We start from the raw sequence: 15,150 nt of genomic DNA, 5'->3' as shown, positions 1-15,150 counted from the left end.
CGGAAGGCAAATATTCATATGATGAAAAAGGGTGCGCCTGCTGCGCGTAAGGAACTTCGCGCGCTGAAGGCGCATCCTGCGGGCGCATTCGACAGCCATCGCCCCCCCTGACTCGATGATCGCCCGCATGTCGGTGAGTGGGTGTCATTGTGGCTCGAACTCCCTTTGAACAAAGCGATGTTGGCGCGTCCGAAAGTGTCAGGCGAGTCCGGCGAGGGCATCCGGAACGGACCGGGTGGGGTCGAGCAGGTGGGCGAGGCGGTGGGCGGAGGCGGTCCAGGACCAGTGGGTGGTGGCCCAGTCGCGGCCGGCGGTGCCCATCCGGGCGCGGTCCGCCGGCGGGGCGAGGAGGAGACGGGTGAGGGCGGCGGCCACGTCGGCCGGGTCGCGCCCGTCGACGACGGTGCCGGTGACGCCGTCGAGGACGGTGTCGGGGGCGCCGCCGGATCGGCCGGCGACGACGGGTAGGGCGGCGGCGGCCGCTTCGAGGTAGACGATGCCGAGGCCTTCGGCTTCGAGGCCCGCCCGGCGGGTACGGCACGGCATGGCGAAGACGTCGGCCTCGGCGTAGTGGGCGGCGGTGGCCGCGTGGTCGAGGCCGCCGGCGAATTCGACGCTGCCGGGCTCGGTGCACCGGTGGGCGAGCGCGCGCAGGCGGTCCTCGTACGGGCCCTGGCCGACGAGGACGAGGACGGTGCCGGGGACGGCCCGGCGGATCGCCGGCAGGGCGCGGATCAGGACGTCCTGCCCCTTGCGCGGGACGAGCCGGGCGACGCAGAGGATCACCGGCCCGGTGCGGGCCCGCCGGGCGCCGGCGGCGCCGGGCCGGAAGCGGTCCGGGTCCACGCCCGGGACGAGGCGCGCCAGTTGGGCGTCCGGGCCGAGGGCGGGGGCGATCCGGGCGCGGGTGTACTCGCCGAGGTAGGTGACGACGTCGATGCTGCGGCCTATCCGGCGCAGCAGGCGGCGGGCGCCGGGGGTCCGGGCCCACCAGATCTCGTGGCCGTGGGTGGTGGCGACGGTGCGTTGGATGCCGTCGGCCTGGCGGAGCAGGCCGGGGGCCATCGCGGCGAGCGGGGCGGCGGCGCCGAACCAGACCCGGTCGCAGCCGTGGGCGCGGGCGATCTCGGCGGCGCGGCGGGTGGCCCGGGCGGTGGGCAGCAGGGTGCGGGTCCGGTCGCGGATCACCGGGAAGGGGAGGGCGGCGTCGTGCCGATCGGCGCCCGGTTCGGCGGAGGTGTAGACCACGACGTCGGAGTGGGGCAGCCGGGTGGCCAGGGCGTGGACGAAGGTTTCGATGCCGCCTTGGCGGGGCGGGAAGTCGTTGGTGACGATGAGTGTGCTGCCCATGGGCGGGTGAGACCTCGGTTCGGTGTCGGAGAAGGCGCTGGCACCAGGGCCGGCCGGCAGCGGTCGCGGGTCCGGGGAGTCGTGCCGATTCATCACCCGTTCATTGCATCGTCGCAGGTCAGCCTGGTCATCACGGTCAGGTCGAGTCCTCTGGTCGGGTTTCCCCTACCATCCGTCGGGGCCTTCGCCCGGAGACCTTCGCATCCGATCTGACGTTCGGTGTTCGTCGGATTACGGAAAGTGCCCGCGCTCCCGCTATCGTGTCGGCGTGGTGAGGTCGTGGGATGCGGCGGTGGAGCGGGCGCAGGACCGGCTGGCGGCGGGGCCGCGGCTGCGGGCGGTCGCCGAGGGGGACGAACGGCGGTTCGCCCTCTGGGACTTGACGTCCCTGGTGGAGGGCGAGCTGGGGGAGCTGGTGGCCCCGGACGCGCTGACGCCGGAGGCCGAGCGCCGGTGGCGCGAGCGGCTGGGGGAGAGCGGCCGGGAGTGGCCCGGCGGCGAGCTCTACCGGCGCCGCTACTGGGTGCTGGACGAGGGCGGCGCCGCGGCCGGCACGGTGGCGGTGGACAACTGGACCAAGGGGCCCGGCCAACTCGCCGTCTCCTCCCTCTACTTGCTTCCGGAGGCGCGCGGCCGGGGGCTGGCCGCCGGGGCGCTGGACGAGGTGTACGCGGCGGCCGCCGCGGAGGGCCTGCCCGGCTTCCGGCTGGAGGCGCACTGGTCCTGGCAGCACGCCGTCCGCTACTACCTGCGCCGCGGCCTCTGGGTGGTCGGCTGGAAGCGTTCGCTGGCCCTGGCCCGGATGCCGCAGCTCCCGCCGTACCGGGTGTGCGAGGAGGGCGGCTGGCTGCACCTGCTGGTCGCGGACCGGGGCTGGGGCTGGGTGCCGATGCTCGCCGCCGGCTGCGAGGGCCGCTGGCTGCGGCTCGACGAGACGCCCGACTACCGGGCGGCCGACGGCTGGGTGCACGAGTACGCGCGTTCGACCCTGGCGCTGCATCTGGCGCTCGCGGGCCGGCCGCTGGTGCGCGGCCCGCAGTGGTGGGCGGAGGCGTGGCGGTGGTCGGACGCCGGGGAGCCGGAGGGGCTGGCCTACAAGATCGAGCACTTCGAGCAGCTGGCCCTGGCGGCGGGCCGCCAGGTGGTCAGCCCGTACCGCCCGGCGGCGACCCAGGCCCCGGCGGCGCCGACCCCGCCCCCGGCGCCGAGAGCGGAGGCCCCGGTGGCGGCGGCGCCGGGGCTGGCAGACTCGGGGGATGGCTGAGATCGAGATCGACGGCGTGCCGGCCGACCCGGCGCGGCTGGCCGCACTGGGGCTGCTGAACTATGGGCACTTCACCACCCTGCGCGTCGAGGCGGGCCGGGTCCGGGGCCTGGCGCTGCACCTGGACCGGCTGCTCCGGGACTGCGGGGTGCTGTTCGCCGCCGAGTTGGACCGGGCGGCGGTGCGGGAGCGGATCCGCGCGGTGCTGCCCGCCGGCGGCGCGCCGGTGATCGTCCGGGTGACGGTGTACGACCCGGAGCTCGGCCTGGAGCGCCCCGGCGGCCCGGCGGCGCCGCGGCTGCTGCTGACCACCCGCCCGGCGGCGGTGGCCGCGCCGGCCCCGCTGCGGGTGCGCACGGTCGGGTACCGGCGGGAGCTGCCGGAGGTGAAGCACGTCGGCCTGTTCGGCCTGGTCCACCACCGCAGGCGGGCCCAACTCGACGGCTACGACGACGTGTTGCTGGTGGAGCCGGACGGCGGCGGGGTGGTCGAGGGCGCCACCTGGAACGTCGGCTTCCTCGACGGCCGCCGACTGGTCTGGCCGGACGGCCCGAGCCTGCCCGGGGTGACCGCCGCGCTGCTGGCCGGCGCGTACGGCGGGCCGCAGTCGCGCGAGCGGGTGGACGCGTCCGGGCTGGGCCGCTTCACGGCGGCGTTCGCGGTGAACGCGGGTGTCGGCGTCCGGCCGCTGGCCGCGGTCGACGGTACGGCCTTCGACCCGGCGCACCCCGTGCTCGCCGAACTCGCCACCGCCTACGGGGAGATCGCCGCCGACCCGGTGTGAGCCCGCCCGGCGCCGGCCCGCAGGCCCCCGGAGGGGGGTGGGGATATCCCCACCCCCGGTCCGCCAGCGGCCTCCATGGTCCGCCGGCCTGGCCTTTTCTAACGTGGAACCCGTCGACGACCACCGACGATCCCCGAAGGAAGGCCCACCCATGGCACGCCGCCACGACCGCCCATCGACCGAGCCGTACGCCGCCGGACCGCACGCCGCCGGACCGTACGCGACGGGGGCGTACGGCGGCGGCCCGTACACCGAGCAGGGCGCCCGTCCGGCGATCGAGCTGCGCGGGGTGCGCCGCACCTACGGCCGCGGCGCCGAGACCGTGCACGCGCTGCGCGGGATCGACCTGGCGCTGGCCCGGGGCACCTTCACCGCCGTGATGGGCCCGTCCGGCTCCGGCAAGTCGACCTTCCTGCAGTGCGCGGCGGGCCTGGACAAGCCCGACCAGGGGGAGATCCGCCTCGGCGGCGAGGACATCACCCGGCTGAGCGAGGACCGGCTCACCAAGCTGCGCCGTAGCCGGATCGGCTTCATCTTCCAGTCCTTCAACCTGCTGCCCTCGCTGACGGTGGAGCAGAACGTGCTGCTCCCGCAGCGGCTGGCGGGCGAGCGCCAGGATCGCGCCCGGGCCCGGGAGCTGCTGGCCCAGGTCGGCCTCGGCGAGCACGCCAAGCGGCGGCCCGGCCAGCTCTCCGGCGGCCAGCAGCAGCGGGTGGCGATCGCCCGCGCGCTGATCACCGACCCGGACGTGGTGTTCGCCGACGAGCCGACCGGCGCGCTGGACACCCGCACCGCGCACGAGGTGCTGGGCCTGCTGCGGCGCGCCGTGGACGACCTGGGCGCGACGGTGGTCATGGTGACCCACGACCCGGTGGCGGCCTCGTTCGCCGACCGGGCGCTGTTCCTGGCCGGCGGCGCGCTCGTCGACGAGCTGCACCACCCGCAGGCGCAGGCCGTCGCCGACCGGATGGTCTCGCTCACCGCCCGCCCGGTGGGGGTCGCGGCGTGAACGGGTGGCGTGGACCGATCGACGAGTGGAACGGGGCAGGGGCATGAGCAACGGACTGGCGCGCGCCTCGGTGCGCTTTCGACCCGCCTCCTTCGTGGGCACCCTGGTCGCCCTGCTGCTGGGCGCCGCCGTGGTGGTGGCCTGCGGCGTGCTGCTGCAGACCGGACTGACCGCGAGCGTCGCACCGCAGCGGTACGCGGGCACCCCGGTGGTGGTCGCGGCCGACCCGATGGTGCGGATCACCGCCAAGGTCGGCCGCGACACCGAGACCAGGGAGCAGACCACCCCCGAGCGGGCCCGGACGGACGCCGCCCTGGTGGGCCGGATCGCCGCACTGCCCGGGGTCGCCGCGGCCCGCCCGGACAGCGCCTTTCCGCTGCCGGCCGGCGCCGGCACCCCCGCCCTGACCGGCCGGGGCTTCGCCGCGCTCGGCATCGCCGGCCCGGCCGACCAACTGGTCGAGGGCCGTGCGCCCGGCGCCGACGAGGTGGTGCTGGACGCCGACACGGCGCGCGCCGCCCACCTCGCGCCCGGCGCGAAGCTCACCCTCACCGCCCCCGGCGGCACCGGCGACTACCGGGTCTCCGGCCTGGCCGCCGCCCAGTCGGCCGGCCCCACCGCCTGGTTCGCCGACGCCACCGCCGACCGCCTCTCCGGCCACCCCGGCCGGATCGACGCGATCGCCGTCCAGCCGCGCGAGGGCGTGGACCGCGCCGCGCTGGTCGCGCAGGTCCGCCAGGCCCTCGACGCCCAGGCCCCCGGCACCAAGGCCGTGGACACCAAGGCCGCCGGCACCCCGGCCATCGGCCTGGAGGCCAAGGCCGAGAGCGGCGGCGCCAAGGTCTTCACCGGCGGCGGCCGCGGCACCGTCGAACAGCCCGCCATCGGCGAGGCCCGCACCCTGCTGATGGGGCTCGGCGGCAGCTTCGGCGGCTACGCCACCATGACCGCGATCTTCGTCGTGATGAGCACCGTCGCCCTGGCCACCGGCCAGCGCGCCCGCGAGTTCGCCCTGCTGCGCGCCATCGGCGCCACCCCGCGGCAGATCCGCCGCACCATCGCCACCGAGGCGATGCTGGTCGCGCCGGTCGCCGGGGCGCTCGGCATCCTGCCCGGACTGGCCCTGGCCCGCTGGTGGTTCGACGAACTGACCTCGCGCGGCGCCGTGCCGCAGGGCGTGCGGCTGGACGTCGGCCCGCTGCCGATGCTCGCCGCCGTCCTCATCTGCACCCTCGCCGCGCTGACCGCCGGCTTCCTGGCCGCCCGCCGCCCCGCCAAGCTGCGCCCCGGTCAGGCGCTCGGCGCGGCCGCCGTCGAACCGGGCCACCCCGGCGTGGTGCGGACCGTCTTCGGGCTGCTCTTCGCCGTCGGCGGCGTGGTGGCCGCCGCCTTCGCGGCCGCCCTGGACGGCATCAACGCCGCCAACACCGCGCTCGGCGTGGTCATGTGCTTCATGCTGGCCGTCGCGCTGCTCGGCCCCTGGGTGGCGCGGGTCGCCGCCGCGGTGTTCGGCGCCCCGCTGCGGGCCGGCGGCGCCCCCGGCTCGCTGGCCGCCGACAACACCCGAGCCAACGCCCGCCGGCTGGCCTCCGCGATCACCCCGATCGTGCTGGTCACCGCCTTCTGCGGCACCCTGCTGTTCCTCCAGAGCACCATCAGCCACGCCACCGGCGCGAACGTGCGGGACGGCATCGTCGCCGACCACGTGATCGGCTCCACCGGCCCCGGCCTGCCCGCGGGCACCGCCGCCCGGGCCGCCAAGGTGCCCGGTGTGGACGCCGCGGTCGGCGTGCTGCGCACCGCCGCCGTGTACACCCACGACATGCAGCTCGGCTCCGCCACCGCGCTCGGCGTCGACGGCGACCCGGCCCGGCTGTCCCGGGTGCTCGACCTGGGCGTGCGCAGCGGTTCGCTCGCCGACCTGGGCCGCGCCGCCGACACCGTCGCCCTGGACGCCACGCTGGCCGACGCCCTGGACGTCAAGGTCGGCGACCGGGTGCCGCTGCGGCTCGGCGACGGCACCCCGGTGCAGCCCGCCGTGGTCGCCGTCTACGACCGCGGGCTCGGCTTCGGCCAGGTGCTGCTGCCCCGGGCGGTCGTCGCCGGGCACGTCACCGCCGGGTACGACAGCCAGGTGCTGGTCGCCGACGCGCCGGGCGCCGACCGTACGGCGGTGGCGGCCGCGCTGGCGGGCCTCGCGGGCCCCGGCGGGGCGACCGTGACCGACCGGGCCGGATTCGTCGCCCAGTCCGACAAGATGATGGAGCTGAACGCCTGGGCCAACACCGTGATGGCCGGCGTGCTCGGCGGGTTCGCCGCCGTCACCGCCGTCAACACCCTGGTGATGACCGTCCTCGACCGGCGCCGCGAGGTCGCCCTGCTCCGACTGGCCGGCACCACCCGGCGCCAGGTGCGCGGCATGATGCGCTGGGAGGCGCTGCTGGTCGCCGCGACCGGCCTGGTGATCGGCGGGGGGATCGCCTGGATCGCCCTCGTCCCGATCGCCCGGGGCGTCGCCAACTCCTCCCCGTACATCCCGCCGGCGCTCGCCCTGCCGCTGGCCGCCGGAGCCGTCCTGCTCTGCCTCGGCGCGACCGGGCTGCCCGCCCGGGCCCTGCTGCGCACCCGCCCGGTGGCGCTGGGCGCCGCCCGGCAGTAGCCGAGGCCCGTGAAAAGCCCGAAGGGCCCCGTCCGGTACCGCCGGAAGGGGCCCTTCGGGCTGGTCACGGCACCTGCTTGAGGATCGCTGGACGGGCGCACCAGAGCCTCGCTCGTACGGGTGACAAAAGCCGGGCCGAGTAGGCGCAATGGGGTAGCCGGGAAAGTCCAAACCCCTTTATTGGAGCTGATCGTGATGTCGGATCAGCTACGCTCTCGCCCGCCCCGTCGGACCCGCCCGACCCGCCGAAGCAGAGAGTAGCCCGACATGAGCAGTCCTCCCGCGGCCGCCGCGCCCCGCTGGCCGCTGATCCTGCTGCGCATCACCGCGACCACCCTGGCGGTCCTGGCCCTGCTCCAGGTCATGCTGGCCGGCAGCTTCCTCAACGGCACCTACGAGTCCCTCAAGGACCACGAGGGCAACGCGATGACGCTGGCCACCGTGGTCCTCTGCCAACTGGTGGCGGCCGCGCTGGTGCGCCGGCCCGGCCGCGGCCCGCTCTGGCCGCTGTGGACCACCGCCGTGCTGACCGTCGCCGTCGTCGGCCAGATCGCGGCCGGCTACGCGCGGTCGATCAGCGTGCACGTCACCCTCGGGGTGCTGCTGGTCAGCGGGGTCCTGTTCGGGCTGGTCGGCGCCTGGCGGCTGCCGCTGCCCGCCCGCGCGGACCACCTGCCCGAGCCGGACGGCAGCGGACGCCTGCCGCGCCCCGGCGGGCCGCTGGAGGTGTCCAAGTGAACCGTCGACGGTTCCTGGGCGTCGGCGCCTCCGTCCTCGGCGCGGGCGCGCTGGCCGCCGTCGCCGGCCCCGCCGCCGCCCGGCTGTTCGCCGAGGGCCACCCCGGCCGGCTGCTCAGCAGCGGCCTCGACCTGCCCGAGCCGTTCCAGGTGCCGCTGCCGGTGCCCGCGGTGCTCCAGCCGGTGCGCACCGACGCGACGGCCGACTACTACGAGATCACCCAGCGGGTCGCCGAGCTGGAGATCCTGCCCGGCGTCAGGACCGAGGCCTGGACGTACGGCGGCACCTTCCCCGGGCCGACGGTGGTCACCCGGTCCGGCCGGGCGGCGGTGGTCAAGCACCGCAACGAGCTGCCGGTGCCGTCCGTGGTCCACCTGCACGGCGGCCACACCCCGGCCGACAGCGACGGCTACCCCGTCGACCTGCTGCTGCCGGTCGGCTCCTCCGGCGCGGGCCAGAGGGCGGCGGGCATGCCGGGGATGTCCGACATGCCCGGCATGGCGGGGATGGGCCACGAGGCCGGGCGCACCGCGGAGGGCGAGCGCACCCACACCTACCCGGGCAAGCAGCGCGCCGCCACCCTCTGGTACCACGACCACCGGATGGGCTTCACCGGCCCCGGCGTCTGGCGCGGCCTGGCCGGCTTCCACCTCGTCCACGACGACGAGGAGAGCGCCCTGCCGCTGCCGCGCGGCGACCGCGACCTCCCGCTGATGCTCGCCGACCGCTCCTTCACCGAGGACGGCTCCTTCCGCTACCCCGCCATCGACGAGGACCTCGCCTCGCCCGGCGTCACCGACGACTACATGAACGGCGTCCTCGGCGACGTCATCCTCGTCAACGGCGCCCCCTGGCCCCGCCTCGACGTCGACCGCGCCCGCTACCGGCTGCGTCTGCTCAACGCCTCCAACGCCCGCCCCTACCGGCTCCGGCTCGACCCGCAGCCCTCCGGCGGCGACGCCCTCGTCCAGATCGGCTCCGACGGCGGCCTGCTCGCCGCCCCGATCGCCCACGACGTGCTGGAGATCGCCCCCGCCGAGCGCTTCGACATCGTCGTCGACTTCTCCCGCTACGCCCCGGGCACCTCGGTGCGCCTGCTCAACCTCTTCGGCAGCGGCCGTACGGCGGAGGTGATGCGCTTCGACGTCTCCGGCAAGAAGGTCGGCGACGACTCGACCGTGCCCGACAAGCTGTCCGCGGTCGAGGAACTGGACGCCTCCGCCGTCGACGTCACCCGCAAGTTCATCTTCCGGCGCAGCGGCAGCTACGGCTGGACCATCAACGGCGACCTGTACCGGCCCGGCCACGACCTCGCCCGGCCCGCCCTCGGCAGCACCGAGCGGTGGCGCTTCACCTCCGACCTGCACCACCCCGTCCACGTCCACCTCAACCAGTTCCAGGTGCTCAGCCGCAACGGCCGCGACCCGGGCCCGTACGACGGCGGCTGGAAGGACACCGTCGACCTGCGCCCGGCCGAGGCGGTCGAGGTCCTGGTGCGCTTCACCGACTACCAGGGGACGTACATGATGCACTGCCACAACCTGGAGCACGAGGACATGGCGATGATGGCGGACTTCACCGTGCAGTGAGCCGGGGGCCGGGGGGCTTCGTCCGGCGGGCTTCATCCGGTCGGCCGAGTGCCGGAGGGCGCGCGGTGCGCGTTCCGGCACTCGTGGCCTAGCGTCGCGGGGAGACGCACCCCGCCCGCCGTTTCGCCGTTTCGTCTCCCCGCCGTCCCCGCCGTCCCGCCGACCGAGGAGCCGCGCATGACCACCCCCGCCGAACGCCGCCGGCACGGCCGGGCCGCCCGTGACCGCGTCTCCCGCTCCGCCCACGGGCGGTGGATCCCCGCCGCCGACCGGCCCGACCCGGTCGAGGTGCTGGTGCGCCAGGGCGAGGGCCGGGTCGCCCGGCTGCTGCCGATCCGCTACGGGCGGATGGCCGACACCCCCTTCACCTACCTGCGCGGCGCCGCCGCCGTCATGGCCGCCGACCTCGGCGCCGTCCCCGACACCGGCCTCACCGTCCAACTCTGCGGCGACGCCCACCTGGTGAACTTCGGCTTGTTCGCCTCGCCGGAACGCGCCCTGCTCTTCGACGTCAACGACTTCGACGAGACCCACCCCGGCCCCTTCGAGTGGGACGTCAAACGGCTGGCCGCCAGCATCGCCGTCGCCGCCCGCGACCACGGACAGGACGAGGACCGCGCCCACCGCGCCGCCCGCACCGCCGTCCAGGGCTACGCCACCGCCATGCGCCGCCTCGCCGGGCTCGGCGAACTCGACGTCTGGTACTCCCGGATCGACGCCGGCGACCTGCTGGCGCTGCTCCGCAAACCCCGGCAGCGCAAGCGCGCCGAGGCCGACCTCGCCCAGGCCCGCCGCCGCACCAGCCTGCACGCCTTCGGCAAGCTCACCGAGGAACGCGACGGGCAGCGGCGCATCATCAGCGCGCCACCGCTCGTCGAACCGCTGAAGAAGAACGAACTGCGCGACATCGGCAAGGTGTTCAGCGACTACCGGGCCGCCCTCGCCGAGGACCGTCGCGTCCTCCTCGACCGCTACCGCTTCGTCGACGCGGCGATGAAGGTCGTCGGTGTCGGCAGCGTCGGCACCCGCTGCTACATCGTCCTGCTGGAGGGCCGGGACACCCGCGACCCGCTGTTCCTCCAGCTCAAGGAGGCCGGGCGGTCCGTCCTGGAGGACCACCTGCCGCCCACCCGGGTCGACGCCGAGGTCTCCGTCCACCGCGGCGGGCGCCGTGTCGTCACCGGCCAGCACCTCATGCAGGCCGCCGGCGACATCTTCCTCGGCTGGACCGTCGGCCCCGCCGGGCGCCACTTCTACGGCCGCCAACTGCGCGACATGAAGGGCTCGGTCGAGGTCGCCGACCTGGCCCCGTCCGGCCTGCGCGCCTACGCCGACCTGTGCGGCCGCACCCTCGCCCGCGCCCACGCGCGCACCGGCGACCGCCTCGCCATCGCCGGCTACCTGGGCGGCGCGGACGCCTTCGCCGAGGCGATCGCCGACTTCTCCGTCCGGTACGCCGACCAGACGGCGCTCGACCACGCCGAACTGGTCGCCGCGATCGACGCCGGCCGGATCGCCGCGACCCCGGGCGTCTGAGCACGGCGCGCCCCCGGGGGCAGGGGTGCGGGGGTGCGGAAAACGGGTTGCCCCGGCGGGCGCGGTCGGCATTGGCTGGCCCGCATGACCGAACTGCGCACCGACCGCCTGCTCCTGCGCCCCTGGCGGGACACCGACCTCGCACCCTGGGCCGCGATGAACGCCGACCCCGAAGTCCGCGAGCACCTCGGGGACGTCCTCACCCGCGAGCAGTGCGACGCCTCGGTGGCGCGCTTCGAGGCCGAGACCGCGGTGCGCGGATACGGCTGGCTGGCCGTCGAGGTGCGCGCCACCGGCGAGTTCGTCGGCCTGGCCGGCCTCGACGAGGTCGACGAGGGCCTGCCCTTCACCGGCGTCGAGATCGGCTGGCGCCTCGCCCGCGCCGCCTGGGGCCACGGCTACGCGACCGAGGCGGCCCGCGCCGTCCTCGCCCACGGCTTCGACGCCCTCGGCCTCCCCGAGATCCTCGCCGTCACCACCGCGACCAACCACCGCTCGCAGGCCGTCATGCGCCGCCTCGGCATGACGTCCGACCCCGCCGACGACTTCGAGGACCCGACCGCCCCCGAGGGCCCGCTGCGGCCCAACGTGCTGTTCCGCCTCCGCCGCGAGCAGCGGGCGGGCTGACGGCGGGCCGGGAACGAGCCGGGAACAGCCTGACGACAGGCGCGTCCCGCGGCTCGGCGCCGTTGTCAGTGGCGTGTGGTTGGGTGATCCACATGCTGGCGATCGGGGTGCAGGAGAACGACGGGACGCGCCACCTCCGGGTGGAGGCGGCCGAGTTGGCGCGGCTGGTGCGGCGGATCGGCGCGAAGGGCGACCGCTTCCTGGTCGCCCAGCGGATACCGGACCTGCCGGACGTCTTCATCCAGGTGTGGCACGCCGAAGGCGGCGAGTACACGCTCGAACACCGCGACGGCTCCGCCGCCCGGCACTTCGAGGTGCGCACCGACGGTCCCGAGGCGGTCATCGCCGCGATGACGGACTGGGCGCGGCACGAGCCGGGCTGGGGCGACGGCCTGGACTGGCAGCCGCTCGACCTGGGCCCGCAGTCCGAGCCCGCCCCGCCGCTCGACCTGCCGGCCGAGGACCTGCGACAGTTGCACGACCGGCTGCGCCTCACCCTGGCCGGTGGCTACACCACCCGCGCCGAGCTCGCCGAACTCGCCGAGGACCACCTGGTCTCCGGCGACCACCGCCCGCCCTCCCGCGACCAGGCTGAGCAACTGGCCGACCGGCTCTGGCTGGAGCGCGTCGGCGAGCAGACCGGCTGGATCGGCGAGACCGACCCGGAACGCCTCACCCGGGCCTTCGCCGCCCTGGCGGAGGCCGGCATCACCGCCCGGGAGCACTTCAGCTGCTGCGGTTCCTGCGGCGACGCCGAGATCGCCGCCGCCGGGGCGCCGGACGCCCGCGGCTACGTCTACTTCCATACCCAGTCCACCGACTCCGCCGCCGCCGGCCACGGCCTCGCCCTCCGCTACGGCGGCTTCGACGCCTCCCCGCTGACCACCACCGCCATCGGTCACGAGGTGGCCGCCGCGCTCACCGAGGCCGGCCTGCCCGCCCGCTGGAACGCCGACCCCTCCCATGCGATAGAGATCCGCCCGCTCCTCTGGCGCCGCCGCCTGACCGGGTGAGGCTCGCGGCTCCGACGGGGAGACGGGTGGGTCACGGCACCAGGAGGTGGAGGGCGCCGGGGGCGGCGCTCACGTCGACGGGGAGGGCCGCGATGAACTCGCCGTCGGCGTAGGCGGTGATGGCGGGGGAGTCGATCCGCAGGGATGCGGTGCGGTGGGTGGTGACTTCGGGGTGGGTGGTGTGGGTGCCCTTGAAGAGGGTGGGGAAGAAGCGGGCGATGCGCAGCCGGGGCATGGCGGCGACGAGGGTGAGGTCGAGGAGGCCGTCGTCCGGGAGGGCGTCGGGGCAGATGAGCATGCCGCCGCCGTAGCTGCGGGTGTTGCCGACGGCGGCCAGGGTGAGGTCGCGTTCGATGACGGTGCCGTCGGCGAGGGTGATGCGGAAGGGCAGCGGGCGCAGGTTGGCGAACTCGGCGAGGATGGCCAGGTTGTAGCGCATCCGGCCGCGGGGCCAGCGCAGGCGGTTGGCACGGTCGCTGACCAGCGAGTCGAAGCCGGTGGCGAGGACGGAGCCGTACCAGCGGGTGGTGCCGTCGGCGGCGGTGACCAGGCCGAGGTCGACGGTCCTGGTGCGTCCGGCGGCGACGACGTCGGCGGCGGCTTCGGGGGTGGCGAGCGGGACTCCGTAGGCACGGGCGTGGTCGTTGCCGGTGCCGGCGGGTATCACGCCGAGCGGGACGGCGGTGCCGGCGACGGCCTGGAGCGCGAGGTTGACCATGCCGTCGCCGCCGACGGCCACGACGGCGTCGACGCCGTCCGCCACGGCCCGGCGGGCGAGGCGGACGGCGTCCTCGGGGTCGCGGCCGGCGTGCCGGTCGACCTGGAGGCCGAGGGCGTGCAGACGGGCGACGGCCCGGTGGGCGGCGGGCGCGGCGGGGGCGGCGCCCGCCCCCGGGTTGCTGAGGACGGCCACTCGCCTGATGGCTCGCGGACCGCCGGTCACGGGATCAGCTTGCCGGGGTTGAGGATGCCCGCCGGGTCGAGTTCGGCCTTGACGGCGCGCAGGATGCGCACGCCGAGCTCGCCGATCTCGTCGCTCATCCAGGGCCGGTGGTCGGCGCCGACGGCGTGGTGGTGGGTGATGGTGCCGCCGGCGGTGACGATGGCGTCGCCGGCGGCGCGCTTGGCGGCGGCCCACCGGGTGAGCGGGTCCTCGCCGAGGGCGGCGACGACGGTGAAGTAGAGCGAGGCGCCGGTCGGGTAGACGTGCGAGATGTGGCAGAGGACGAGGGCGCCGGGCAGGGCGGTGGTGAGGGCCTCGGTGACGGCGGTCCGCAGCTGCGGGAGCCGGCTCCAACTGGTCGCGGTCTCCAGGGTTTCGCAGAGGGCGCCGGCGCCGAGCAGGGAGTCCCGCAGGTAGGGGGCGTTGAAGCGGCCGTGTTCCCAGGCCCGGGCGGGGGCCTCGCCGACAGAGGTGGCGCCGGTGGCGAGCAGGGTGTCGCGGGTGAGCCGGTGGCGGGTGGCGACCTGTTCGGCGGTGCCTTCGAAGACGGTGACGGCGAGGCAGCCGGTGATGGCGGGGGCGCCGCCGATCTGTTCGGTCGTGGCGAGGTTGACCATCGTCTCGGCCTCGTCGGAGAGCCGGATGACGGTGGGGCCGGTGCCGGCCTGTTCGACGGCGCGCAGGGCGGCGCTGCCGGTGGCGAAGTCGGGCAGGCTCCAGGCCTCGTAGGCCTTGACGGCGGGCAGCGGGTGAACGCGCAGGCGGACGGCGGTGATGACGCCGAGGGTGCCTTCGGAGCCGAGGAAGAGCTCGCGCAGGTCGGGGCCGGCGGCGGAGGCGGGGGCGCGGCCGAGGTCGAGCACACCGGCGGGGGTGACGACGCGCAGACCGCGGACCATCTCGTCGAAGCGCCCGTGGCCGGCCGAGTCCTGGCCGGAGGAGCGGGTGGCGGCGAAGCCGCCGAGGGTGGCGTAGCGGAAGCTCTGCGGGTAGTGGCCGAGTTCGTAGCCGCGCTCGGCGAGCAGGGCCTCGGCGGCGGGGCCGGTGAGGCCGGCGCCGAGGACGGCCTCGCCGGAGGTCTCGTCGAGGTCGTGGAGCCGGTCGAGGCGGCGCAGGTCGAGCGAGATGACGGCGGTGAGGCCGCCGCGTTCGGGGTCGAGGCCGCCGACGACGCTGGTGCCGCCGCCGAACGGGACGACGGCGATGCGGCGTTCGGCGCAGAGCGCGAGGACGGCGGCGATCTCCTGCTCGTCGCCGGGCAGCACGACGGCGTCGGGCGCGTCCTGGGGGTCGCGGCTGCGGCGGCGCAGCAGGTCGGGGGTGGACTTGCCGCCGGCGCGGGGGAGCCGGTCGGCGTCGGCGGCGCTGACGTTGGTCTCGCCGACGGCGGCGGCGAGGGCCTTGAGGTCGTCGGCGGCGATCCGCGAGGGGTGCAGGACGACCTCGTCGGCGGCCGGTCCGGGGGTGGCGTCGCCGGTGACGCCGAGGGCGGCGGCGAGCAGTCCCTTGATGTCCGCGGACAGCTCCTTGGCGAGGGCCGGGTCGCCCCAGGCGTCCCACTTCATCGGGGGGAGCGGCAGCGCGGCGCCGGCCGGTCCCGCTTGCGTCTCAGATGCCATGCGTTACAGTTTCACACAT

Annotated in this window: 12 protein-coding genes; 9 read left to right on the top strand and 3 right to left on the bottom strand. The window is 75.7% G+C overall.

Features of this window, described 5'->3' with window-relative positions; translation table 11 throughout:
- Nucleotides 1-198 precede the first annotated feature (198 nt).
- Nucleotides 199-1,350, bottom strand: a complete 1,152-nt coding sequence (locus tag ACFWPI_RS29070) for a glycosyltransferase family 4 protein (protein WP_380378903.1) — start codon at nt 1,348-1,350, stop codon at nt 199-201.
- Nucleotides 1,351-1,618: 268 nt separating this feature from the next.
- Here ACFWPI_RS29070 and ACFWPI_RS29065 point away from each other — a divergent pair, with 268 nt between their 5' ends.
- From ACFWPI_RS29065 to ACFWPI_RS29025, 9 genes are all read left to right on the top strand, one after another.
- Nucleotides 1,619-2,614 carry a GNAT family N-acetyltransferase gene (locus ACFWPI_RS29065; RefSeq protein ID WP_380378901.1) on the top strand — a complete coding sequence of 332 codons (996 nt, stop codon included), beginning with the start codon at nt 1,619-1,621 and terminating at the stop codon, nt 2,612-2,614.
- Nucleotides 2,607-3,398 carry an aminotransferase class IV gene (locus tag ACFWPI_RS29060; RefSeq protein WP_380378900.1) on the top strand — a complete coding sequence of 264 codons (792 nt, stop codon included), beginning with the start codon at nt 2,607-2,609 and terminating at the stop codon, nt 3,396-3,398. Before ACFWPI_RS29065 ends, ACFWPI_RS29060 begins: the two co-directional genes overlap by 8 nt.
- A gap of 151 nt (nt 3,399-3,549) precedes the next feature.
- On the top strand, nt 3,550-4,407 hold the full coding sequence (locus tag ACFWPI_RS29055) for an ABC transporter ATP-binding protein (RefSeq protein ID WP_079135965.1): 858 nt from the start codon (nt 3,550-3,552) through the stop codon (nt 4,405-4,407).
- Nucleotides 4,408-4,450: 43 nt separating this feature from the next.
- Nucleotides 4,451-7,066 (top strand): FtsX-like permease family protein, encoded by a 2,616-nt coding sequence (locus tag ACFWPI_RS29050; RefSeq protein ID WP_380378898.1) that lies wholly within the window; start codon nt 4,451-4,453, stop codon nt 7,064-7,066.
- 267 nt (nt 7,067-7,333) lie between these two features.
- Nucleotides 7,334-7,804 (top strand): hypothetical protein, encoded by a 471-nt coding sequence (locus ACFWPI_RS29045; RefSeq protein ID WP_380378896.1) that lies wholly within the window; start codon nt 7,334-7,336, stop codon nt 7,802-7,804.
- Complete coding sequence (locus ACFWPI_RS29040; RefSeq protein ID WP_380378894.1) at nt 7,801-9,393, top strand: multicopper oxidase family protein; 1,593 nt, start codon at nt 7,801-7,803, stop codon at nt 9,391-9,393. Before ACFWPI_RS29045 ends, ACFWPI_RS29040 begins: the two co-directional genes overlap by 4 nt.
- A gap of 177 nt (nt 9,394-9,570) precedes the next feature.
- Nucleotides 9,571-10,929, top strand: coding sequence for a DUF2252 domain-containing protein (locus ACFWPI_RS29035; RefSeq protein WP_380378892.1), 1,359 nt, complete (start codon nt 9,571-9,573; stop codon nt 10,927-10,929).
- Between the two features lie 84 nt (nt 10,930-11,013).
- Nucleotides 11,014-11,556 (top strand): GNAT family N-acetyltransferase, encoded by a 543-nt coding sequence (locus tag ACFWPI_RS29030; protein ID WP_380378890.1) that lies wholly within the window; start codon nt 11,014-11,016, stop codon nt 11,554-11,556.
- 92 nt (nt 11,557-11,648) lie between these two features.
- Nucleotides 11,649-12,569, top strand: coding sequence for a DUF6891 domain-containing protein (locus ACFWPI_RS29025; RefSeq protein ID WP_380378889.1), 921 nt, complete (start codon nt 11,649-11,651; stop codon nt 12,567-12,569).
- Between the two features lie 31 nt (nt 12,570-12,600).
- On the opposite strand, the gene ACFWPI_RS29020 is transcribed toward ACFWPI_RS29025, so the two are convergent.
- Nucleotides 12,601-13,512 (bottom strand): diacylglycerol kinase, encoded by a 912-nt coding sequence (locus tag ACFWPI_RS29020; RefSeq protein ID WP_380425139.1) that lies wholly within the window; start codon nt 13,510-13,512, stop codon nt 12,601-12,603.
- A complete protein-coding gene (locus ACFWPI_RS29015; protein ID WP_380368745.1) occupies nt 13,509-15,131 on the bottom strand; it encodes an FAD-binding oxidoreductase in 1,623 nt (540 codons plus the stop codon). Before ACFWPI_RS29015 ends, ACFWPI_RS29020 begins: the two co-directional genes overlap by 4 nt.
- Nucleotides 15,132-15,150 lie beyond the last annotated feature (19 nt).

It is taken from the genome of Kitasatospora sp. NPDC058492, assembly GCF_042720685.1.
GTDB lineage: Bacteria > Actinomycetota > Actinomycetes > Streptomycetales > Streptomycetaceae > Kitasatospora.
Note: the sequence above shows the minus strand (reverse complement) of the source record. Positions and strands in the feature narration are given on the sequence as shown.

What these genes read in the sequence shown, in the direction of transcription:
- ACFWPI_RS29070 (WP_380378903.1), bottom strand. Translation starts at nt 1,350, where the DNA reads ATGGGCAGCACACTCATCGTCACCAACGACTTCCCGCCCCGCCAAGGC.
- ACFWPI_RS29060 (WP_380378900.1), top strand. Translation starts at nt 2,607, where the DNA reads ATGGCTGAGATCGAGATCGACGGCGTGCCGGCCGACCCGGCGCGGCTG.
- ACFWPI_RS29055 (WP_079135965.1), top strand. Translation starts at nt 3,550, where the DNA reads ATGGCACGCCGCCACGACCGCCCATCGACCGAGCCGTACGCCGCCGGA.
- ACFWPI_RS29050 (WP_380378898.1), top strand. Translation starts at nt 4,451, where the DNA reads ATGAGCAACGGACTGGCGCGCGCCTCGGTGCGCTTTCGACCCGCCTCC.
- ACFWPI_RS29045 (WP_380378896.1), top strand. Translation starts at nt 7,334, where the DNA reads ATGAGCAGTCCTCCCGCGGCCGCCGCGCCCCGCTGGCCGCTGATCCTG.
- ACFWPI_RS29035 (WP_380378892.1), top strand. Translation starts at nt 9,571, where the DNA reads ATGACCACCCCCGCCGAACGCCGCCGGCACGGCCGGGCCGCCCGTGAC.
- ACFWPI_RS29030 (WP_380378890.1), top strand. Translation starts at nt 11,014, where the DNA reads ATGACCGAACTGCGCACCGACCGCCTGCTCCTGCGCCCCTGGCGGGAC.
- ACFWPI_RS29025 (WP_380378889.1), top strand. Translation starts at nt 11,649, where the DNA reads ATGCTGGCGATCGGGGTGCAGGAGAACGACGGGACGCGCCACCTCCGG.
- ACFWPI_RS29015 (WP_380368745.1), bottom strand. Translation starts at nt 15,131, where the DNA reads ATGGCATCTGAGACGCAAGCGGGACCGGCCGGCGCCGCGCTGCCGCTC.